This is a genomic window from Rhizobium phaseoli (assembly GCF_001664385.1).
GTDB classification, from domain to species: Bacteria; Pseudomonadota; Alphaproteobacteria; order Rhizobiales; family Rhizobiaceae; genus Rhizobium; species Rhizobium phaseoli.
The window spans coordinates 4,099,214-4,120,571 of record NZ_CP013532.1; the positions used below are offsets into that span (position 1 = coordinate 4,099,214).

At 62.7% G+C, this 21,358-nt stretch carries 24 protein-coding genes; 10 read left to right on the top strand and 14 right to left on the bottom strand.

Annotation, left to right across the window (positions count from 1 at the left end):
* Nucleotides 1–5 precede the first annotated feature (5 nt).
* From AMC88_RS19660 to AMC88_RS19670, 3 genes are all read right to left on the bottom strand, one after another.
* Entirely contained in the window at nt 6–932 is a 927-nt protein-coding gene (locus AMC88_RS19660) for a prephenate/arogenate dehydrogenase family protein (protein ID WP_012485404.1), read from the bottom strand.
* Nucleotides 929–2,038, bottom strand: a complete 1,110-nt coding sequence (gene hisC / locus AMC88_RS19665; protein ID WP_012485405.1) for a histidinol-phosphate transaminase — start codon at nt 2,036–2,038, stop codon at nt 929–931. Before hisC ends, AMC88_RS19660 begins: the two co-directional genes overlap by 4 nt.
* An 80-nt stretch (nt 2,039–2,118) precedes the next feature.
* Complete coding sequence (locus tag AMC88_RS19670) at nt 2,119–2,895, bottom strand: class I SAM-dependent methyltransferase (RefSeq protein ID WP_029531900.1); 777 nt, start codon at nt 2,893–2,895, stop codon at nt 2,119–2,121.
* Between the two features lie 53 nt (nt 2,896–2,948).
* On the opposite strand from AMC88_RS19670, the gene gloB reads away from it, so the two are divergent.
* Both gloB and AMC88_RS19680 read left to right on the top strand, forming a co-directional pair.
* Nucleotides 2,949–3,719, top strand: a complete 771-nt coding sequence (gene gloB, locus AMC88_RS19675) for a hydroxyacylglutathione hydrolase (RefSeq protein WP_012485406.1) — start codon at nt 2,949–2,951, stop codon at nt 3,717–3,719.
* A complete protein-coding gene (locus AMC88_RS19680; RefSeq protein ID WP_012485407.1) occupies nt 3,719–4,141 on the top strand; it encodes a cupin domain-containing protein in 423 nt (140 codons plus the stop codon). The genes gloB and AMC88_RS19680 overlap by 1 nt, the downstream gene beginning before the upstream one ends.
* Here the strand turns inward: AMC88_RS19680 and yddG are convergent.
* Together yddG and AMC88_RS19690 are read right to left on the bottom strand one after the other, a co-directional pair.
* Nucleotides 4,138–5,025: an aromatic amino acid exporter YddG gene (yddG, locus tag AMC88_RS19685; protein ID WP_064825690.1), complete on the bottom strand. Its 888-nt coding sequence runs from the start codon at nt 5,023–5,025 to the stop codon at nt 4,138–4,140. The genes AMC88_RS19680 and yddG overlap by 4 nt on opposite strands.
* A 30-nt stretch (nt 5,026–5,055) precedes the next feature.
* On the bottom strand, nt 5,056–5,835 hold the full coding sequence (locus tag AMC88_RS19690) for a DUF3108 domain-containing protein (protein WP_064825691.1): 780 nt from the start codon (nt 5,833–5,835) through the stop codon (nt 5,056–5,058).
* A gap of 241 nt (nt 5,836–6,076) precedes the next feature.
* Between AMC88_RS19690 and rpmB the strand changes: the two genes are divergently transcribed.
* Complete coding sequence (rpmB, locus tag AMC88_RS19700; protein WP_004679586.1) at nt 6,077–6,376, top strand: 50S ribosomal protein L28; 300 nt, start codon at nt 6,077–6,079, stop codon at nt 6,374–6,376.
* Between the two features lie 113 nt (nt 6,377–6,489).
* Entirely contained in the window at nt 6,490–7,125 is a 636-nt protein-coding gene (locus AMC88_RS19705; RefSeq protein WP_012485411.1) for a VUT family protein, read from the top strand.
* A 14-nt stretch (nt 7,126–7,139) separates the two neighbouring features.
* On the opposite strand, the gene AMC88_RS19710 is transcribed toward AMC88_RS19705, so the two are convergent.
* The 5 genes from AMC88_RS19710 to AMC88_RS19730 form a co-directional block, all read right to left on the bottom strand.
* On the bottom strand, nt 7,140–7,703 hold the full coding sequence (locus AMC88_RS19710; RefSeq protein WP_012485412.1) for an ATP-binding protein: 564 nt from the start codon (nt 7,701–7,703) through the stop codon (nt 7,140–7,142).
* Nucleotides 7,704–7,763: 60 nt separating this feature from the next.
* Nucleotides 7,764–8,792 (bottom strand): esterase-like activity of phytase family protein, encoded by a 1,029-nt coding sequence (locus AMC88_RS19715; RefSeq protein WP_012485413.1) that lies wholly within the window; start codon nt 8,790–8,792, stop codon nt 7,764–7,766.
* A 24-nt stretch (nt 8,793–8,816) separates the two neighbouring features.
* Complete coding sequence (cobT, locus tag AMC88_RS19720; protein ID WP_012485414.1) at nt 8,817–10,718, bottom strand: cobaltochelatase subunit CobT; 1,902 nt, start codon at nt 10,716–10,718, stop codon at nt 8,817–8,819.
* A gap of 12 nt (nt 10,719–10,730) precedes the next feature.
* Nucleotides 10,731–11,723, bottom strand: a complete 993-nt coding sequence (cobS, locus tag AMC88_RS19725; protein ID WP_012485415.1) for a cobaltochelatase subunit CobS — start codon at nt 11,721–11,723, stop codon at nt 10,731–10,733.
* Between the two features lie 303 nt (nt 11,724–12,026).
* Nucleotides 12,027–12,644, bottom strand: a complete 618-nt coding sequence (locus AMC88_RS19730) for a J domain-containing protein (protein WP_064830002.1) — start codon at nt 12,642–12,644, stop codon at nt 12,027–12,029.
* A gap of 102 nt (nt 12,645–12,746) precedes the next feature.
* Here AMC88_RS19730 and AMC88_RS19735 point away from each other — a divergent pair, with 102 nt between their 5' ends.
* A complete protein-coding gene (locus AMC88_RS19735) occupies nt 12,747–13,031 on the top strand; it encodes a BolA family protein (protein ID WP_010010759.1) in 285 nt (94 codons plus the stop codon).
* Between the two features lie 44 nt (nt 13,032–13,075).
* On the opposite strand, the gene AMC88_RS19740 is transcribed toward AMC88_RS19735, so the two are convergent.
* The 3 genes from AMC88_RS19740 to AMC88_RS19750 are packed head-to-tail and all read right to left on the bottom strand — an operon-like array spanning nt 13,076 to nt 16,103.
* Nucleotides 13,076–14,386, bottom strand: coding sequence for an HlyC/CorC family transporter (locus AMC88_RS19740; protein ID WP_012485417.1), 1,311 nt, complete (start codon nt 14,384–14,386; stop codon nt 13,076–13,078).
* A complete protein-coding gene (gene aroB / locus AMC88_RS19745; protein ID WP_012485418.1) occupies nt 14,386–15,516 on the bottom strand; it encodes a 3-dehydroquinate synthase in 1,131 nt (376 codons plus the stop codon). The genes AMC88_RS19740 and aroB overlap by 1 nt, the downstream gene beginning before the upstream one ends.
* Nucleotides 15,513–16,103 (bottom strand): shikimate kinase, encoded by a 591-nt coding sequence (locus AMC88_RS19750; RefSeq protein WP_004679602.1) that lies wholly within the window; start codon nt 16,101–16,103, stop codon nt 15,513–15,515. The genes aroB and AMC88_RS19750 overlap by 4 nt, the downstream gene beginning before the upstream one ends.
* Before the next feature lie 148 nt (nt 16,104–16,251).
* Here AMC88_RS19750 and AMC88_RS33700 point away from each other — a divergent pair, with 148 nt between their 5' ends.
* From AMC88_RS33700 to AMC88_RS19770, 5 genes are all read left to right on the top strand, one after another.
* Nucleotides 16,252–16,428, top strand: coding sequence for a hypothetical protein (locus AMC88_RS33700; RefSeq protein ID WP_004679604.1), 177 nt, complete (start codon nt 16,252–16,254; stop codon nt 16,426–16,428).
* A gap of 5 nt (nt 16,429–16,433) precedes the next feature.
* Entirely contained in the window at nt 16,434–17,387 is a 954-nt protein-coding gene (gene xerD, locus AMC88_RS19755) for a site-specific tyrosine recombinase XerD (protein ID WP_041683789.1), read from the top strand.
* Between the two features lie 62 nt (nt 17,388–17,449).
* Nucleotides 17,450–18,403, top strand: coding sequence for an acetyl-CoA carboxylase carboxyltransferase subunit alpha (locus AMC88_RS19760; protein WP_004679607.1), 954 nt, complete (start codon nt 17,450–17,452; stop codon nt 18,401–18,403).
* 195 nt (nt 18,404–18,598) lie between these two features.
* A complete protein-coding gene (locus AMC88_RS19765; protein ID WP_012485420.1) occupies nt 18,599–19,825 on the top strand; it encodes a L,D-transpeptidase family protein in 1,227 nt (408 codons plus the stop codon).
* A 5-nt stretch (nt 19,826–19,830) separates the two neighbouring features.
* Complete coding sequence (locus AMC88_RS19770) at nt 19,831–20,055, top strand: sulfurtransferase TusA family protein (protein ID WP_012485421.1); 225 nt, start codon at nt 19,831–19,833, stop codon at nt 20,053–20,055.
* Nucleotides 20,056–20,178: 123 nt separating this feature from the next.
* Here AMC88_RS19770 and AMC88_RS19775 read toward each other — a convergent pair whose 3' ends face one another.
* Nucleotides 20,179–21,351 (bottom strand): CobW family GTP-binding protein, encoded by a 1,173-nt coding sequence (locus AMC88_RS19775; RefSeq protein WP_012485422.1) that lies wholly within the window; start codon nt 21,349–21,351, stop codon nt 20,179–20,181.
* Nucleotides 21,352–21,358: the final 7 nt, after the last annotated feature.

Sequence of the window (21,358 nt, forward strand, 5' to 3'; positions counted from 1 at the left end):
CGCGGCTACTTCTTGTCCAGCAGGTGGGGGCGGCCGAAATCGGGGGCATCGACGTCCTGACCAGCCTGGACGATCGAGCGGCGGATGGCGCGGGTGCGGGTGAAAAGTTCGAAAATCTTGTCGCCTTCGCCCCAGCGGATCGCCCGCTGCAGATAGGCGAGATCCTCCGAGAAGCGCGCCAGCATTTCGAGGATCGCATCGCGATTGTGCAGGCAGACGTCGCGCCACATCGTCGGGTCGGAGGCGGCGAGACGGGTGAAATCGCGAAAGCCGGAAGCCGAATATTTGATGACTTCCGATTCCGTCACCGTTTCCAGATCGTCGGCCGTGCCGACGATGTTATAGGCGATGATATGCGGCAGGTGCGAGACGATCGCGAGCACCTTGTCATGGTGCTCCGCATCCATCTCGTCGACCTTCGAGCCGAGCGCCTCCCAAAAGCTGCGCAGCCGCTTCAGCGCCGTCTCGTCGGTGCCTGCGACCGGCGTGAAGATGCACCAGCGGCCTTCGAAGAGGCCGGGGAAGCCGGCATCGGGACCGGATTTTTCCGTGCCGGCCAGCGGATGGCCGGGGATGAAATGCACGTTCTCAGGCATATGCGGCTGCATCTGCGCGATGACGGAAGCCTTGGTGGAGCCGACATCGGTGACGATTGCGCCAGGCCGCAGATTGCCGGCGATTTCCTTCGCGACACTTTCCGAAGCCCCGACCGGCACCGAAACGATGACAAGGTCGGCACCCCTGACAGCCTCTGCCGAGGAGGTCGTATAGCGATCGCCGAGGCCAAGCTCTTCGGCACGCTTCAGCGTATCGGCGCTGCGCGTGGCGACGACGATCTCTTTCGTAAGCCCGAGCCGGCGAATGTCGTGGGCGAGCGAAGATCCGATCAGGCCGATGCCGATCAGCGCGATTCGGTCGAACAGTACGCTCATGCCTGCCGTCCCATGAACTCGCGCAGTGCGGCAATGACGCCGCGATTGGCCTCTTCAGGACCGATGCTCATGCGCAGCGCATTGGAAAAACCGTAGCTGCGTACGGCGCGCAGGATGTAACCGCGGCTCGTCAGAAGTTCATCGGCATCGGCGGCGCGCTTGCCGTCGACATCAGGGAAATGGATGAGGACGAAATTGGCGACCGACGGAGTCACTTTCAGTCCGACCGCTTCCAGGGCCTCCGTGAGCGTTTCCACCCACATCTGATTGAAAGAAACGGCCTGCTGGACGAAAGCCTGGTCGCGGATGGCCGCCGCACCGGCGGCGATCGCCGCCGCATTCAGGTTGAACGGCGCACGGACGCGGTTCACCGCGTCGACGATCTCGGCCGGCGCATACATCCAGCCGACGCGCAACGCCGCCAGACCGTAGGCCTTCGAAAAGGTGCGGGTCATCACCACGTTGGAGTTGGAAGACACGACCTCGATCCCGGCTTCGTAATCGTTGCGACGCACATATTCGGCGTAAGCCGCATCGAGCACGAGGACGACATGTTTCGGCAGACCGGCCTGCAGGCGGCGGATTTCGCTGACCGGAACATAGGTGCCGGTGGGATTGCCGGGATTGGCGATGAAGACGATCTTCGTCCTCTCCGTCACCGCCGCAAGGATCGCGTCGACATCGACGGTATAGTCCTTTTCCCTCACGACGACGGGCGTCGCACCCGTGCCCATGATCTGGATCTTGTAGACCAGGAACCCGTGCTCGGTGATGATGCCCTCGTCGCCGGCGCCGAGATAGACATGGCAGAGCAGGCCGAGCAGTTCGTCAGAACCGTTGCCGCAGAGAATGTTTGCCGGATTGAGGCCATGCACGGCGGCGATCGCCTCGCGCAGTTCGATCGCCTGCCCGTCCGGATAACGGCCGAGATTATCGGCAGCAGCCTTGACGGCCTCGATCGCTTTCGGGCTGGCGCCGAGCGGCGTTTCGTTGGAGGAGAGCTTGTAGACGCGGGCAACCCCCGGCGCATGTTCCTTGCCCGGCACATAGGAGGCAATATCGAGAATACCGGGACGCGGAACGGGCTTGCTGATCTCAACGCTCATGGGTCGACCTTGGATTTTCCGGAAAATGACCAAGTGGCATTAAAGCGGAATGCGGTTCTTGTCGAGAGCCGGGAACGGGCTCACCGGTTGCGCGTCGTCGGCACGCCATGGGGTGCGAGAACCGGCACGAAGACGCGGCGGGAGGCGCGTGCCGCCACCGGCAGGCCCTGATAGAGCCGCTTCTGCGCCTCGACGATGATGACGCCCGAAAAAGCTGGCCACAGCGTCCGGCCGATCCGCTCGAAGGCGCGGCGAAGCCGCAGGATGCCCCTGAGCTTGGAGGGCGGAAAGAACAGCGCTTCGGCCGTCGCGCCGGGCGTGAAATTCGTCTCGCGCAGCAGATGCGTCAGCTGACCGCGCGAATAGGGCCGGCCCGAACCGAAGGGCGTATGCTCCATGCGCGCCCAGACGCCGCGCCGGTTCGGCACGACGATGACCAGCCGTCCGCCCGGCGCCAGCACCCGCCAGAGTTCCTTCAGGGTCTCGCGCGGGCTTTCGGCGAATTCGAGCGAATGCACCATCAGCACCCGGTCGATCGAGGAATCCGGCAACGGCAGTTCCTCATCGAAAATCAACGTCGTCGACGACAGCGAGCCCATCGGCCAGTTCACCGCGCCCTGCCCGGCCGGCATGAAGGCGAAGGTACGCTCGGTATCGGCCTGGAACCGATCGAGGAAGGGCACGGCATAACCGAGACCGACCAGACGCTCCTGCGGCAGGCGCACCCAGAGCGACGACAGCGCCATGGCGATCGACTGCTCGGCAAAACGCCCGAGGTCGGAATGATAGAACTGACGTAGGTCGACGATATCGGCGTGCATTGCGATAAATGTTATCAGCGGGCGGTTGGACTTCAAGGCCGGAACCTCTACATTCCCGCGAGACTCGCAGGACAAAGGATTATTGAACGATGAAACCTTTGGAATTAGACGTTTTTCTCTGCCGCACCGATAATTTCGGCGTTCTCGTGCACGATCCGGAGACCGGTCTTACCGCGGCAATCGACGCGCCGGAGGAAGCGCCGATCCTGGAAGCGGCGACACGGCGCGGCTGGAAGATCACCCATATCTTCACCACCCATCATCACACCGATCACGTCGCCGCCAATCTGGCGCTGAAGGAGCAGTTCGGCTGCGAAATCATCGGCCCGATCAACGAGGCCATCGCCATTCCCGGCCTCGACCGGGCGATGGCGGATGGCAATACCTTCCTCTTCGGCAACCACACGGTCCATGTGATCGAGACCCCGGGCCACACCTCTGGCCACATCTGCTATCACTTCGTCGACGACAAATTGCTTTTTGCCGCCGATACGCTGTTTGCGCTCGGCTGCGGCCGTCTGTTCGAGCGCCCCGCCGCTGACATGTGGCACTCCCTACAAAAGCTTGCCGTCTTGCCCGATGAGACCGCCGTCTATTTCGGCCACGAATATACGCTCTCCAACGCGCGTTTCGCGCTGACCGTCGATCCCGGCAACGAACGCCTGAAGAGCCGCGCCGCCGAGATCGAGGCTTTGCGCGCCGAGGGCAAATTCACCATCCCGACGACGCTGGGGCTTGAAAAGGAAACCAATCCGTTCCTGCGCGCCGGCGATCCCACCATCCGCCGCAGCCTGATCATGGAAGGCAAGACGAACGAGGAAGTCTTCGCCGAAATCCGCAAGCGCAAGGACAATTTCTGATGTCGCCCGAGGACATCATCCGCGAACTCGCCATGCAGCCGCATCCCGAGGGCGGCTGGTATGCTGAGACATTCCGCGATACAGCAGGCGGAGAACGTGGCCATTCGACGGCGATCTACTATCTCCTGACCAGCGGACAACGCTCGCACTGGCATCGCGTCCACGATGCCGCCGAGATCTGGCACTACTACGCCGGCGCGCCGCTGGCGCTGCACCGCTCGCAGGACGGGGCGGCAAGCGAGACCTCGACGCTCGGACCGAATCTGACTGCAGGCGAGCGGCCGCAGGCGGTCATTCCCGCCAATTGGTGGCAATCAGCCGAAACCCTTGGCGATTTCACCCTGGTCGGCTGCACCGTTTCGCCCGGCTTCGTATTTTCAAGCTTCGAAATGGCTGCACCCGGCTGGAAGCCCGGAGCTTAGACCTCAGCCGGTCGCAGCTGAGCCTTGCGACGGAACATGTCCTGGGCGGCCAGCACCGCCCCGCCGGTGACGAGCAGGCAGGCGAGCGCAATCCGCCAGCTTGCATCGGCAAATCCGAACAGGGTGAGGATGAGCGTCGAAAGCAGCGGTGCGGCATAACTTGCCGCGCCGAGGATCTGGATATCGCCGTTCTTGATGCCGTAATCCCAGGCATAGAAGGCAGCACCGACGGGCAAAAGCCCGAGGCCGATGACGGCGATCCACTCGAAGCCCGTTGCCGGCCACACGGTCGCCTCGAGGCCGAGATGGCAGAAGAACGACAGGATTGACGTCGCAAGGCAGAAGCAGGTGACGACGTCGGTGGAGACGGCCTCGAAGCGCCGCATCAACAGCGAATAGCCTGACCAGGTGAAGGCGCAGAGGAAGGCGGCGCCGTAGCCGACGGCATAGGCGCCGTCGAATTCGATGCCGTTGCGGGCGACGATCAGGAAGGTGCCGCAAAGCCCGGCAAGCGCGCCCGCCACGTGATACCAGCGCAGCCGTTCGCCCGGCAGCAACGCCGAACCGACGACGATCAGCAGCGGCCAGAGATAGGCGATCAGCCCCGCCTCCACCGCCGGCGCATTCCTGAGCGCGGTGAAATAGAGAAAATGATAACCGAAGAGCCCGGCAATGCCGGTCAGCCAGACCTTGGCCGGCTGCTTCAGCAGCGTCAGCCGCGAGGGTTTGAAGAAGAGCACCAGGAGGCCGGGAACGCTGCCGATCGCAAAGCAGATGGCCGAAAGCTGGAACGGCGGCATCTTGCCGGAGGCTGCCGTAAACAGCGCCAGGAACGACCACATCAGGATGGCCGTAAAACCGATCAACGTCGCGCGAAGTTTCACCTGTCCTCCTTCACGGAGGCGAAAGCTCCGTCAGCTGACGCTGCCATATTTGACGGCAGTGATCGTCACCATTCCATATTCGGTTGGAATGCGCACATAAACAGGAGCATATACATTTGCCGCGTCCGACTTGGCAAACCAGATTTCCATGCGGTCGCTCTTGCTCAGATAATCGATATCCTTGCGACCCTTCTTGTAGCCCGAGCGCGGCACGAAGCGTACGCCGCAGACAACCGCCTTGCCCTTGAAGCCATCGGTCGAAAAATCCTCGTCGCCCTTCGGCGAGAGCACCAAGTCCATGCGAGTCTCGCCATCGAAGATCGGCAGCGTCTGCGAGCAAATCTTGGTGTCGCCGGTGAAGACCAGGCCGGAGATCGGATCGAGCACCGAACGCATGTCGCGGGGGGTAACGTCGATCCAGTTCTTCGGCCGCTTCGGCGGCGGAGTCGTCGTCGCCGAAATGATATCGCCGTTGCGGTAATTGACCTCGTAAACGCGGGCCTTCTTGCCGCTTTTGTAATAGAGGGAATATTTCAGCGCCTGCAGCCGATCATTGCGGACGACGCCGGTGACGCTGGTCGTTGCCGAGATCGTCTTGACGAGATCGGCAAGGCCGGCCGATTTGATATCGCCGGCGATCTTGTAGGAATGATCATCCTCGATCTGCGTCAGGAATGCGGCGCGCGCGATCGGCAGGCCGGCAAGCGTCACCCGGTATACCGTCCGGTGCTGGATCTCGGCCGCCGATACCGGTATGGCAAAAAGCGCGGCGATAGCCGAAATCAAAATGCGTCTGCCCGAATGAGCCATGTGTTAAGCCTTGTCTTGCCGCGCGCGGCAGCCCTTGCCGAAATGCTCTATACTCCTGCCATGCCGGTAAGAAAACAGCAGCTTTTTGACAGAATTGCGGGAAAGGCCAAGGTTTGGCTTGACGCGAGCAGGCTCTCTGACTATAGAACCGCAACTTTCCAATCATGCCTGTTGGATTGCGAGCCCGGTTTTGCCGGGGATGGCAATTCGATGGCCCGAGAAAAACAAGAATAGGTGTTCCATGTCCCGCGTGTGCGAATTGACCGGCAAGGCCGTCCTGACTGGTAACAATGTCAGCCATGCCAACAACAAGACCAAGCGCCGGTTCCTGCCGAACCTGTGCCAGGTAACGCTGATTTCCGACGCTCTCAACCAGCGTTATCGTCTTCGCGTTTCGGCTGCTGCTCTGCGTTCCGTCGAGCATCGTGGCGGCCTCGATGCCTTCCTGCTGAAGGCCAGCGAAAACGAACTGTCGATGCGCGCACGTCTGCTGCGCCGCCAGATCGTCAAGAAGACTGCCGAAGCGGCTGTTGCTGCCTAAGCTTCTGCTCTTCTTTCACACGGCTTCGAAAGGCTTGCACGGATGACCTCCGGTCAAGCCTTTTGTTTTGCCGGTCCGTCTCTCCAACTGGTGGCATCACCCAGGATAAAAAAATGCTGAAGACGCGCTATACGCTTGCCTATGTCGCATTGATGACGCTGATCGTCGTCGCCTCCAACTTTCTCGTCCAGTTTCCGCTGAACGCCGAAGTCGCCGGCATCAACCTCGCCGATATTCTGACCTGGGGCGCCTTTTCCTATCCGGTCGCCTTCCTGATCACCGATCTGACCAATCGCCAGTTCGGCCCGCAGGCAGCCCGCAAGGTGGTCTTTGCCGGCTTCGTCGTCGGCGTGACCTTGTCCTTCTTCACCTCGGCACCGCGCATTGCCATCGCGTCGGGCTCGGCCTATCTCGCCGGCCAGTTGCTCGATATCGCCGTCTTCAATCGGCTTCGCCGCCAGGCCTGGTGGCGCGCGCCGCTCGTCGGCTCGCTGATCGGCTCGGCGCTCGACACGGTGATGTTCTTCTCGCTGTCCTTTGCCGCGTTTTTCGTCTTCCTCGGCCCGAACGAACCGTTCGCGCTGGAAGCGGCTCCTATCCTTGGCGTTTTCGCTGCGCAGGCGCCGCGCTGGCTTTCCTGGGCGATCGGCGATTTCGCTGTCAAGATGCTCGTCGGCCTCGTCATGTTGCTGCCCTACGGCGCGCTGATGAACGTGCTGCGGCCGATGCAGCCCGCCCGCGCCGGCTGATCAAGCCGGAGACGTCACCGCCGCCGCACCGCACCGGCGGCGATCGCGGGGTGCAGAAGAACCTCTGCCAGCAGATCGTCGATATCGCGCGACGAATCGAGCCGCAGCACCGGCGCGGTCTGCGTTTCCAGCCATTGCTCATGCGCCGCGAGGCTGCGGCGCTCGGGGCCGGCCGTATCGTAGCTTGCCGCCCATGCCAGGAATTCTCCGCTTTTCACTTCCATGTCGCCGCCAGGCCCGATCCTCTGTCCGTATCGGGCCGCCTCGCGCGCACGAATCCGCGCCATGCGAAGCTCCGGCTGGATCGTGAGGAACACGATCAGGTCGTAGAGCGGCTCCAGCGGCCTTCCCCATTTCAGCGCCGATCCGGAAACAATCCAGCCGCCGGGCCGCCGCGTCGCCTCAAGCAGCAGCCTTATGCGTTCGTCTGAGTCCCGCGGTGTCGTGAACGGCGGATCGGTCGGCAGCCAGAAGAAATCGTCGGTGTCGAGATGGGCGATATCCAGCCGGTCCGCAAGCGCCCGGCCGAGCGACGTGGTGCCGGAACCGGACGCACCCATGACATGAATATGCACCATGACTTCCTCCGAAAACCGCCGCTTGCGATACCGCCGGCGGGATAACCGAGGCATGTGACGTCAATCTGACGATCCGAGCAATTGGGGCTCTTCGTAAAGCCGGAATTCCAGCATCAGATTGCGCTGCAGAATGGAATGGTTGTCGTCCGACACCATGATGATATGGGTCGTGCCGTCGGCCGCCTGAAAAGCATCGAGACCTTCCATATTGTCGATCTGCGAATTGAAATTGCCTTCGAGCAGCAATTCGCCCTCGACCACGGCCCCCGGCCTGATATCGGCGCCCTTGATGCGCCGAAGGCGCATGCCGATGCCTTCGGCCATGTTGAAGCGGCGTTCGAGCAGCAGCAGATCGCCGTTCGGCAGGAAGGCGCCGTCGGTGACGTCGAAACTGCCGTCCCGTGCGACCGAGAAACGTCCCTTCAATGGCCCGCTGAGGATCGCCGCCGCCCGATTGCCGTCGCTGTCGAGGCCGCGTTCGGAGACAATCACCACGCCGCCCTTGAGCGGGCTCGATGCGGGCGCCACCGTGATCGTCTCGATCCCGCGATTGTCCCTCAGAAACTTTGGCGGGATGACGAGCGGCAGGGTGCCGATCGCCCGCGAGTCGGCAAAGCCGGGATCGGGATAGACATCGACGCGATGAAGCTGCTCGAAGGAGACCAGCATCCGATCGCCGTCGAACGCCAGCCCCTCGGCATCCATATAGGCCTTACCCTCGAGGCTGCGCCCGGCGCGGTTCTTCATCGGGGTGATCTCGACATCCGAAAGGCCCGAAAGCTTGTCTTTGGCATCACGCTCGATGCTGCCGGTCAGCCACTGGCCGGTATCGAGCACAGCCACAAAATGCTTCTGGTCTTGCCGGAAACGGATGGAGGAAAGCGAGCCGAACAGGGCCCTGCTGGAAACCATCTCCAGCCCGCCGAGAAATTCCAGCGATCCGAATTTCGTCTCGGCAGAGCCGATCCTGAAATCTAATATCTGCCGGCTAATGACCGGCACTTCGCCGCCGGCCGCCCATGAGGGCCAGGCGCCTGTTGCGATGCAAAGAGCGATCAACGCCGCATGGCAAAGGCGCTTGCCTGTCATTCCGGACATTTCCCTGAAGCGGCGTCAGCCGGCACGGCGAAGCCGGCCGCCGCGCGGCTGGACGGATTGATCTTCGAAAAGCGAGGCAAGCTGTTCGGTCATCGCGCCGGCAAGCTCGTCGGCATCGACGATCGTCACCGCCCGGCGGTAGTAGCGCGTCACGTCGTGACCGATACCGATCGCCAGCAATTCCACCGGCGAACGGGTCTCGATCCGGTCGATGACGGCGCGCAAATGCCGCTCCAGATAATTGCCGGGATTGACCGACAGCGTCGAATCGTCCACCGGCGCCCCGTCCGAGATCATCATCAGGATGCGGCGCTGTTCGCGGCGCGCCAGCAGGCGGTTATGCGCCCAAATCAGCGCCTCGCCGTCGATATTTTCCTTGAGCAGGCCCTCGCGCATCATCAGCCCGAGATTGGCGCGGGCCCGCCGCCACGGCGCATCGGCCGATTTGTAGATGATGTGGCGCAGGTCGTTGAGCCGGCCCGGCGTCTGCGGCTTGCCGCCGGCAAGCCAGCTTTCCCGCGCCTGCCCACCCTTCCAGGCCTTCGTCGTGAAGCCGAGGATCTCGACCTTGACGCCGCAGCGCTCCAGCGTGCGGGCGAGAATGTCGGCGCAAGTGGCGGCAACCGTGATCGGCCGGCCGCGCATCGAGCCGGAATTGTCGATGAGGAGGGTGACGACCGTGTCGCGGAACTGCGTGTCGCGCTCCATCTTGAAGGAGAGCGCCTGCATCGGATCGATGATGATGCGCTGCAGCCGGGCCGGATCGAGATAACCTTCCTCCAGGTCGAAATCCCAGGAGCGGTTCTGCTGCGCCATCAGGCGGCGCTGCAGCCGGTTGGCGAGGCGGCCGACGGCGCCCTGCAGATGCGCCAGCTGCTTGTCGAGGAAGGCGCGCAGGCGCTCCAACTCAGCGGCGTCGCAGAGCTCTTCGGCGGTGATGATCTCGTCGAACTCTTCGGTATAGACGTGATAATCGACCTTCTCGTTGAAATCGGCAAAGGGCGTGTTCGGACGGCGGGTCTCGCCCGGTGTTTCCGAATCGTCCTCGCCCTCTTCCATCATGTCGTCGTCGGAGATTTCGGCGCCTTCGGTCTCGCCGTCCTCCATCTGTTCGTCGGCGACTTCACTGTCCTCGACCGGGGCGGCATCGGTGCCGGCATCCTCGTCGACCTCGTCCTGATCCTGCTCGTCGCCGCTCGGCTGGTCTTCCTGCTCCGACTGATCGTCGTTGTCGGCCTGGCTGTCGTCGTCGCCGTATTCCTCGGCCATCTCCATGGCCGACAGCATGTTGCGGATCACCTTGGCGAAGGCCTGCTGGTCGTTGATGGCGCCCGACAGGTTGTCGAGCTCGGAGCCCGCCTTGTCCTCGATGAAGCCGCGCCAGAGGTCGAGCACCTTGCCGGCGGTTTCAGGCGGGCGCTGGCCGGTCAGTTTCTCGCGCACCATCATCGCGACGGCTTCGCCGATCGGTGCGTCTTCCTGGCGTTCGATGCCGGTGAAATTCGCCTTGGAATATTTCTCCTCGGTCATGGAGCGCAGGTTCGACGCCATGCCCTCCATCCGGAGCGCGCCGATCGATTCGACGCGCGCCTGCTCGACCGCGTCAAAGATCGCCCGGGCGTCCGAGCCCTGCGGTGCCATCGTCGCATGCACTTTCTCGTCATGGCAGGCAAGCCGCAGCGCCATGGAATCGCCGAGCCCGCGGGTGACCGCCAGCTCATGCGCCGTCGGCCGCTTGGAAAGCTCCGGCAGGCGGATGCGCTCGCCGGTCATGCCCGGCCGTTCATTGGCGAAGGTCACCTCGACATCGCCGTCACCGGCGACCGAGCGCACGCAGCCGGATATCGCCCGGCGCAACGGCTCGACATCGACGGGCGCGCCGGGCTTTGCTTTCGAATTGTCACCGCGAGCTGCCATGATCGGTCGGTCTCAGGCTCCGAGAACGATGTTGGCGGCACTTTCCTTCAGTTCGACGCCGAAGGCGCGCTGATAGTGCTCGGCGACCAGCGGCCGCTCCAGCTCGTCGCACTTGTTGAGGAAGGTGGTGCGGAAGGCGAAGGCGAGATCGCCGAAGATCTCGGCGTTTTCAGCCCAGGTAATGACCGTGCGCGGGCTCATGACGGTGGAGAGATCGCCGTTCATGAAGGCGGCGCGCGTCAGGTCGGCAACCCGCACCATCTTCGACACGGTCTCGCGGCCTTCCCTGTCCTTGCCGAAGCTCTTCACCTTGGCGGCGACGATATTCACTTCGTGATCATGCGGCAGATAGTTCAGCGTCGTGACGATCGACCAGCGGTCCATCTGCGCCTGGTTGATCTGCTGCGTGCCATGATAGAGGCCGGTGGTGTCACCGAGGCCGATCGTATTGGCGGTCGCAAACAGGCGGAAAGCCGGGTGCGGCCGGATGACGCGGCTCTGATCGAGCAGCGTCAGGCGGCCGGAGGATTCGAGCACGCGTTGGATGACGAACATGACGTCGGGACGGCCGGCATCATATTCGTCGAAGACGAGCGCGACATTGTGCTGATAGGCCCAGGGCAGGATGCCGTCCTTGAATTCGGTGACCTGCAGTCCATCCTTGACGACGATCGCGTCCTTGCCGACGAGATCGATACGGCTGACATGGCTGTCGAGGTTGATGCGCACGCAGGGCCAGTTGAGCCGCGCCGCCACCTGTTCGATATGCGAGGACTTGCCGGTGCCGTGATAGCCGGAGATCATCACGCGTCGGTTATGGGCAAAGCCTGCGAGAATGGCGAGCGTCGTGTCGCGGTCGAACAGATAGTCGGGATCGAGGTCCGGCACATAGGCGTCGCCCTTGCTGTAGGCGGGAACGCGGATGTCCGAATCGATGCCGAAGGTCTCGCGAACCGAAACGGCGGTGTCGGGCAGTTCAGATATATCCAGGTCGATCTTGCTCATCATGTCTCCAAGGCGGGTGATGCCACCCGGCCATACTGTCTCAGGCCATGTCGCAACCGTGACGCCGCGATTTATCCGCGCCCGTCAGGTCGGAACGTCGGCGATACTTCTCCGGGACTGAAACGAAACCTCGGCGGGATGATGACCGCGTGCGAGCATTCTTGAAAGAGTCCCGGACAAGAAACGCCGCGTCCGGAAGGTCGGCGGAGGCGATCGGTAAACACGCAGATAGGAGCCGCGTTTGCCTGCGGCCTCAGCCGATTTGGACCATACCCGATTGAAGCCTAAGAGCAAGGACGGGAATTAACAAAAACCGTTCTGCTTCAACAATTGATAGGCCTGGATGACGGCGCGGAAACGCTCCTCCGAGCCACGATCGCCGCCATTGGCATCCGGATGGTGCTTCTTGACCAGTTCCTTGTAGCGGCTCTTGATCTCTGCCGAGGTCGCGTTGGCATGCAGACCCATCGTGTCGAAGGCCTTGCTTTCCAGCGATTTCAGCTTGCGCGCCTGGGGAAAACGCGGTCCGCTGCCCTTGCCGCCCTCCTTGACGAAGCCGAAGGGATCGCGAACGCGCGTATAGGCGCCGGAGCGGACTTCCGAATGCAGCGGACTGTCCTTCGCCGATTTGTTGACGCCGACGGTCCATGTCGGCCGGTGGCCGGTGATCGCCTCTTTCTGGTATCGCGCGATCTCGCCGGCCGAAAGACCGGAGAAATAATTGTAGCCCTTGTTGTATTCCTTGACGTGCTCGAAACAGAACAAAAAGAACTGGCCTTCCGCATTGCGTCCGACGGGCGCGCGATGCGAACCTTTCTTGTCGCAGCCGTCCCACTGACAGGTAGGCGGTGCCTGCTCTGCCTCCTGCTCGCGTTTGCGGCGTGTTCGGATGCGATCGAAATATTTGGAATCAAGTCTCATGGCGGCGCTAATTATGGGGCTGTCGGAAGGCGACAACAAGAATTGACAAATGGGAATGTTGCTGGCTTGGTGGGAACCCCTTTCGCGCAACAGCAAGACCGGATGATGACCCTCAGGACCCGCATCGAAGAAAAACTTGTCGCAGCCTTCGCGCCGGAACGCCTGAGCGTCATCGACGAAAGCCACCTGCATGCCGGCCATCAGCCTGATATCACAGGCACGGGCGAAACCCACATGCGGGTGAGGATCGTCTCGGCGGAATTTGCCGGTCTGTCGCGGCTGGCCCGCCACCGCGCCATCACCGACCTGCTGAAACCGGAACTCGATGCCGGCCTGCATGCGCTGGCCGTCGAACCGGCGGCCCCCGGCGAGGCGACGCGATGGTAGAACCGCAGCTCATATAGGAACCGGTTGCCTTCGCGCCAAGCCGATCAGGTCGGCTTGGCGCCGTCTTCCCCGGCCGGACGGATGCGCAGCTTGGTGATGCGGTTCTTCTCCCGCTTCATGACGACGAAACGTTTCCCGTAAAAAGTGAAGGCCTGGCGCTCTTCCGGAATGGTCATCGATTCATGGATGACGAGGCCGGCGATCGTCGTCGCCTCCTCGTCGGGCAGGTTCCAGTCGAGCGCACGGTTCAGGTCGCGGATCGGCACGCCGCCGTCGACGACGACCGAACCATCCGCCTCCTGGCGCACGCCCTGAATCTCGATATCGTGCTCATCGGAAATGTCGCCGACGATTTCCTCGAGAATATCCTCGAGCGTGACGATGCCCTGCACCTCGCCATATTCGTCGACGACGACGGCGAAATGCTGCTTGCGGCGCAGGAAGGCATTGAGCTGATCTTCGAGGTTGGTGCTGTCGGGCACGAACCACGGCTTCTGCGCGATCTTGACGATATCGAGGTTCTGCGGCTCCATGTTCGGCTCGGCCAGTGCCCGCAGCAGATCCTTGGCGTGAACGACGCCGATGATGTTGTCGATCGTGCCGCGCCAGAGCGGCATGCGCGTATAGGGGCTTTCCAGGATGGCGCGCACCACCGCCTCCGGCGGATCGTCGGCATTGATCGCCCGCATCTTGGTGCGGTGAACCATGATATCGGACAGTTCGAGCTCGCCGAGATCGAGCACGCCGCCGAGGCGGTCGCGGTCGGCCTTCACCACCGATCCCTCGCGATGCAGCAGGTCGACGGCGCCGCGCAGCTCCTCATGCGCCGTCAGCATCGATATTTCCCGCGAGAGATTGATGCCGAACAGCGCCAGGATCCGCCGAACGATCGCATTGACGAAGGAGGAAACCGGGCCGACGACGGTGACGAAGAGCTTGGCCGGCAGTGCGACCGCAAGCGCGAAGCGGTCGGGCGTCGAGATCGCCCAGCTCTTCGGCAGCACTTCCGCGAAAATGACCAGGATAACGGTCATCGCCAGCGTCGCCAGCGCCACGCCGGAACTGCCGAACAGCCCGAGGAACAGGCTGGTGGCGATCGACGACGACAGGATATTGGCGAGATTGTTGCCGATCAGCAGCGCGCCGATCAGCCGGTCGCGCCGCTCGATCAGTTGGCGCACGAGCCCGGCGCGCTCGTCGCCATTGACCTCCAGCGTATGGATGCGACTGCGCGAAACGGCGGTCAGCGCGGTTTCCGAGCCGGAAAAGAAGGCGGATGTCAGCACGAGGGCCGTGATCGAAAGGATCTCCGGCCAATATGTCGCAAGAAATGCCAGAGCGCCTTCGACCGCCATCAGGGGTGTTTTTCCCGGAGAAAGCTGATCACCTCGGAGGCCGGAACGTCGTCGGCGACGAAGGATTGGCCGATGCCGCGCGTCAGGATGAAGGTGAGCTTGCCGCCCTTGACCTTCTTGTCCTGCGCGATCGCATCCATCAGAACCTCGGCCGGCGGCAGCTCGCCCGGAATTTCAGCCATCCGGGTCGGTAGGCCGACCGCCTGCAGATGCCGCTCGACGCGGCGCGCATCGTCGGGGCTGGCGAGATTCATCCGCGCAGAGAATTCATGCGCCAGCACCATGCCGATCGAAACGCCCTCGCCGTGCACAAGGCGGCGGCTGTCATAGGCGGTCGCCGCTTCCAGCGCATGGCCGAAGGTGTGGCCGAGATTGAGCAATGCCCGCTGGCCGTTCTCCCGCTCGTCGGCAACGACGACATCGGCCTTTGCCTGGCAGCTCGTCGCGATCGCTTCGATGCGCGCCGCACCACCTGTAAAAACCGCCTTCCAGTTCGCCTCCAGCCAGGCAAAGAAATCCGGCTTGTCGATCAGACCGTATTTCGCGACCTCGGCGTAACCGGCGCGGAATTCACGCTCGCTCAACGAATTCAGTACATCGGTATCGGCCAGAACCAGATCCGGCTGGTGAAAAACGCCGATCAGGTTCTTGCCGTGGCGGGAATTGATGCCGGTCTTGCCGCCGACGGAAGAATCGACCTGCGCCAGCAGCGACGTCGGCACCTGCACGAAGCGCACGCCGCGACGGACGATCCCGGCCGCAAATCCAGAGAGGTCGCCGATGACGCCGCCGCCGAGCGCGATGACGCAGCCGTTGCGCTCGACGCGGGCTTCCAGCACCTTGTCGCAGGCCGTCATCAGATGTTCGAAACTCTTCGTCTTCTCGCCGGCCGGCAGCACGACCGCAGCCGAGGCGATGCCCGCCGCATCGAGGCTGGCAACGAGGGCGTCGAGATAGAGCGGCGCGACATTTTCGTCGGTGATGATAGCCGCCTTGCGGCCCTTGAGGCGCGAAGCGATCTCGGCGCCGGCCCGCGCGATCAGCCCCGGCCCGATCAGAATGTCGTAGGCGCGCTCGCCGAGCGGCACATGCACGGTCTGGGCGGCGGGAGCGGAGGTTATCGCATTCATGACGCTGGACTTTCCTTCTGAGCTTCGATCACCGCCGTCAGCACCTCGTCGGCCATGATTTCCTTGCGCACATCGCGCGAGAGCACGGTGAGATCAGCCTGAGCGTAGATCGGATACCGTGCGTTCATCAGGTTTTCGAGCGTCTGCTTCGGATTTTCGGTCTTCAGCAGCGGCCGCGTGTCGCGTTTGTTGACCCGTTCCCAGAGCACGTCGAGATCCGCCTTCAGCCAGACCGAAAGGCCGCCCCTCTTGATATGCCTGCGCGTCCGCTCGTTGACGAAGGCGCCGCCGCCGGTGGAGACGACACGCGGCCCGCTCTTCAACAGACGCTTGATCACCCGCGTTTCCAGCGCCCGGAACTCGTCCTCGCCATAGGCGGCGAAAAGTTCGGCGATCGTCATGCGCGACACCCGCTCGATTTCGTGGTCGCTGTCGATGAAGGGAATGCCGAGCTGGCTGGCGACAATGCGTCCGACCGAGGATTTTCCCGCACCCATCAGGCCGACCAGGATCAGATTGCGTGAACCGAGCGCGGCGCGAGCTCTGTCTTTCAGGCTGTCAGCAACGGTCAGCAGTGGTTCACTCATCGGTCCATTCACACTTTGTTTGCAAACCGTATCGACAAATGCAGGTGGAGCGTCAAGTCGTGGACAAGGGAATCATCGCCTGAATACCGCTTCTTGCACTTGCAGATACGCTTCTTATAACAGAAGCAGAGCATGAAGGAGTTGCCGGATGCCGACCCTGTTCCGTTTTCTGTTCGTCTGCGCGATCCTCGCCGGGACGGTTTACGGAGCGATGTGGGCGCTTGCGACCTTCGTGGAGCCCGAGCCGCGCGACGTGACGATCCGCATTCCGTCCGAGCGGGTCAATCCGCCGGCGACGGGCACGATCAACACCACCGGGAAGTGAGCGACATGAGGGATCTCGGCCGCGTCCATGTGGAATCCTTCCTGGAGATGATGAGCGCCGAACGCGGTGCCGCCGCCAACACGCTGCAATCCTATGAGCGCGACCTCGATGACATCAGGTCCTTCCTGAACGGCCGCAGCATCAGGTTGACCGAAGCCGCCTCCGCCGATCTTTCCGCCTATCTCGCTTCGCTCGCCAGGCAGGGTTTCAAGCCCTCCTCGCAGGCGCGCCGGCTTGCGGCCATGCGGCAGTTCTACAAGTTCCTCTACGCCGAAGGCATTCGCACCGACGACCCCACCGGCGTGCTCGACGCGCCGAAGAAAGGCCGACCGCTGCCGAAGACGATGGGGGTCGAGGAGGTCAGCAGGCTGCTGTCGCAGGCGCAGGCCGAGGCCGACGATCCGGCCCCGGGCCAGTTGCAGCGCCTGCGCATGCTGGCGCTCTTGGAGCTGCTCTATGCCACCGGCATGCGCGTCAGCGAACTCGTCTCGCTTCCCGCCCGCGTCCTCGACCAGGAGGGCCGCTTCCTGATGATCCGCGGCAAGGGCAACAAGGAGCGGCTGGTGCCGTTGTCGCAATCGGCGATCAAGGCCTTGAAGTCCTATGGCCGCCTGCTGGCGGCCGAAAATGCCGCGGCGAAGGAGCCGCAGGAAAGCCCCTTTCTATTTTCGGCCGCCTCCAAGGAGGGCTACCTGCCGCGCCAGGTTTTTGCGCGAGACCTGAAGAACCTGGCGATCCGCGCCGGCCTGACGCCGTCACTGATCTCGCCGCACGTCATGCGCCACGCCTTTGCCAGCCACCTGCTCGCCAACGGCGCCGATCTGCGCGTCGTCCAGGAACTCCTCGGTCATTCGGACATTTCGACCACACAGATCTACACACATGTGCTCGAAGAGAGGCTGCAGCAACTCGTCCAGACGCATCACCCCCTTGCCAAACAGGCGAAAAAGCACGAATAGGACCGGCGACAAGGGGCGGAGCCAGGAAAACGCCCCGGGCACAAGGAACGGAAACGCACCTCATGCACAATTATCTCGACTTCGAAAAGCCGATCTCCGACCTCGAAGGCAAGATCATCGAGCTGAAGAAGCTCGCTACGGAAGACGAGAGCATCGACACCACCGATGAAATCGGCCGGCTGGAGGTTCGCGTCCGTGAGGCAATCCTCGAAATCTACTCCAAGCTCAACGCCTGGCAGAAGACGCAGGTCGCCCGCCACCCGCAGCGCCCGCATTTCGTCGATTACGCCAAGACGCTGTTCCAGGAATTCACGCCGCTAGCCGGCGACCGCAAGTTTTCCGAGGATGCCGCGATCCAGGCCGGTCTTGCCCGCTTCCGCGGCCAGCCCGTCGCCGTCATCGGCCAGGAAAAGGGCAACGACACCAAGTCCCGCCTGAAACACAATTTCGGCAGCCCCCGCCCGGAGGGCTACCGCAAGGCGATCCGCATCCTTGAGATGGCCGATCGTTTCGGCCTGCCGGTCATTTCGCTGGTGGATACGGCCGGCGCCTATCCCGGCGTCGGCGCCGAAGAGCGCGGCCAGGCGGAGGCGATCGCCCGCTCGACGGAAATGTGCCTCGGCGTCAAGGTTCCCCTCGTTTCCGTCGTCATCGGTGAAGGCGGCTCGGGCGGCGCGATCGCGATCGCCACCGGCAACCGGGTCTATATGCTCGAGCACTCGATCTACAGCGTCATCTCGCCGGAGGGCGCTGCTTCCATTCTCTGGCGCGATTCGACCCGCGCCCGCGAAGCCGCGACCAACATGAAGATCACCGCCGAAGACTTGAAATCGCTCGGCGTCATCGATGGCATCATTTCCGAGCCGCTCGGCGGCGCCCACCGCGATCCCGACAGCGTCATTGCCGCAACCGGCGACGTGATCGCCAATGCGCTGGCCGAAATGTCGTCCCGCTCCGGCGAACAATTGCGCAACGAACGGCGCCAGAAATTCCTCAACATGGGGCGGAATCTGTAAGCTCTACTGCCGTTCCTTGCGGATTGAGGCCAAACCTTGGCCACATTGATGTTATCTCTAACATTTGCGCTTGCGGGGGCGTTCCTCACACGTCATAGGCTGGTAAGGATTTGTGAAGTATAAGCCGCTTATGATTCTGCCTCGTGCCAGGACTCCTTAGGCGACCGGGTCGCACTTCTTTATGGGCTAGTTTGGATGCGCATACGTCATTTTGCCTATGTTTCTCTCATCGCGCTGGCTCTGACCGGCTGCAATGACGCGTTGGAAACCGCGCAGGTCGATCTTTCCAAGGTCAAGAACAAGGTCGAGCAGCCGCTTCCTCCGCATATCCTCGCCGCCATGTCCGCCAAGGGCATGGACCGCAATTCGCCGATCATGATCCGCATCTTCAAGGAAGAAGGTGCCATGGAGATCTGGAAGGCGAAGACCGACAACCGCTTCGACAAGATTGCCGACTACAAGATCTGCGCGTGGTCGGGCCGCCTCGGCCCGAAGGTAAAGACCGGCGACCGGCAGGCGCCGGAAGGTTTCTACGACCTGACGCGCGCCAACCTGAACCCCAACTCGAAATATTATCTGGCGATCAACACCGGCTTCCCGAACCGCTACGACGCGGCGAACGGCCGCACCGGCTCTGATCTGATGATCCATGGCGCCTGCTCGTCCTCCGGCTGCTATTCGATGACCGACCAGCAGGTGCTGGAGATCTATGCCTTCGCCCGCGACGCCTTCAAGGGCGGTCAGGCGACCGTGCAGCTGCAGGCCTTCCCCTTCCGCATGACGGCGGAAAATATGGTCAAGCATCGCCTCGACAGCAATTACGACTTCTGGAAAATGCTGAAGGTCGGCTACGATAATTTCGAAGTGACGAAGCGCCCGCCCGAGGTGGCCGTCTGCGAGAAGAAATATGTCTTCAACCAGCAGGTAACCGATGGCGGCGCTTTCAATGCCGCCGGCAAATGCCCTGCCATGTCGACGCCGCCGGCGCTGGCGGCCGCGCTGGCGTCCTACGGCAAGACCTATGATGCCGACTATGCCAAGGCGATGAGCAAATATGACGGCATGGCCTGGTACGACCCGTCGGAAGCTGAGCGCAAGGCGGTGGTCGCCAAGCTGCGCAAGGGCCGCGAGCTGGCCTTCGCTCCGACCGGCACCTCGCTGGAAGCCGGCCGCATGGTCAAGGTCGCCGAACTCGAAGACCTGATGGCCAAGCGCACCGCCCAGAGCGTGACCACTCAAACCGCCACAGGCGCGATCCCCGCAGCCCCTGCCCAGCCGCAGGCAGTGGCCGTCGCTACCGCCGCCCCGGCGGTCGTGCCGGTGCCGATGCAGAACCCGCTGGCCTTTACCGCGCCCGAACCGCAGGAGACGGCGGAAGCCGCGGCAAAGAAGCCGTTCTGGAAATTCTGGGCGCGGAACTGAACGGCTTGAACCCCGTTCTCTACGATCTTCGCGGCCTGAAATGCCCACTCCCGGTGATGAAGACACGCAGGAAGCTCGCCGCCATGGCAAGCGGCGCGCTCATCCTTGTCGATACCAGCGATCCGCTGGCGGTGATCGACATGCCGCATTTCTGTAATGAGGACGGTCACGAACTGGTCGAAACAGAAAAGACCGAAAGCGGCCACCGCTTCCTGATCCGCAAGCGCTAAAGCGCGTTGCGATCTTTCAAATTTGCTCTTGGCGCTTTAGCTTTTTGTTCTTACGCATGCCGTTGCGGCAAAAGCGCTTCGCGCTTTGCCTGGGAAAACCGCTGCACTTTTGCGCGACATGCTTTAAATTCTCAAACCCGGAATGGCGAGCGGATTGTCGGACAGCGCGGTGCGATCCGGCGTGTCGATGCGCGGCTTGCCGAGGAAGGCGTCGAACAGATCCTTGACGAAGGCTTCCGGCAGGTCCCTGGTGATCAGCACCATGCGCGTGCGCCGGTCGCTGGGATCCGGCCAGGCGGCAAGCCGCTCCGGCGGATGGAAGATGCTCTGGACGCCGTGCAGCACCAACGGCCGGTCCGGCCGGTCGGAGACCGAAACGATCGCCTTCATCCGCAGCAGCTTCTCGCCATGCGCCGAGCGCAGGAGATCGATGAACATCTCGAGCGCCATCGGATCGATCGGTTTTTCCTCGATGATCGAGAAAGACCGGATCGAGGCATCGTGCCGATTGACGTCGTGGGCGTGCTGGTGCGCGTGACCGTGGTGATCATGATGATGATCGCCAGTATGATCATGATGGTGACCGTGATCACGGGTGTGGTCGTGGCTGTGATGCGCCTCGTGCGCATCCTCATCCCGCAGCCAGCGGCCGACATCGGCGATCTTCGTCGCCGGATCGTAGAGCCCGTTGACCAGCACCGCGGCGCTGCCGGCGTCAGCGCTGTCGGCATCCATCATCGCCGCGCGCGGATTGAGTGCCCGCAGGCGCAGTTCCAGCCCGGACGTTGCGCCGGCCATCGATGTCTTCGAGATGATCAGCCGATCGGCGACGGCCGCCTGTTTGCGCGCTTCCTCGTGATTGTCGAGCGTCTGCAGCCCGTTGACCGCATCGACGACGGTCACGACGCCGTCGAGCGCGAAATTCGCGGCAATGACAGGATTGCCCATGATCGCCTGCATGACCGGCGCCGGATCGGCAAGGCCGGTCGTTTCGATGACGACGCGTTTCACCGGCTTGACGCGGCCGGTCTGCACGGCATCCATCAGGTTCGCCAGCGTATCGACAAGCTCGCCGCGCACGGTGCAGCACAGGCAGCCGTCGGAGAGCTCGATGATCGAATCGCCGGAGCTTTCGACCAGCAGATGATCGATGCCGACATCGCCGAACTCGTTGATGATGACGGCCGCGTCCTTCATCGCAGGGTCTTTGAGGATGCGGTTGAGCAGCGTCGATTTGCCGGCGCCGAGAAAGCCGGTCAGGATGGTGACCGGAATCCTGTCGTTGAGCGCACTCATCTCATTT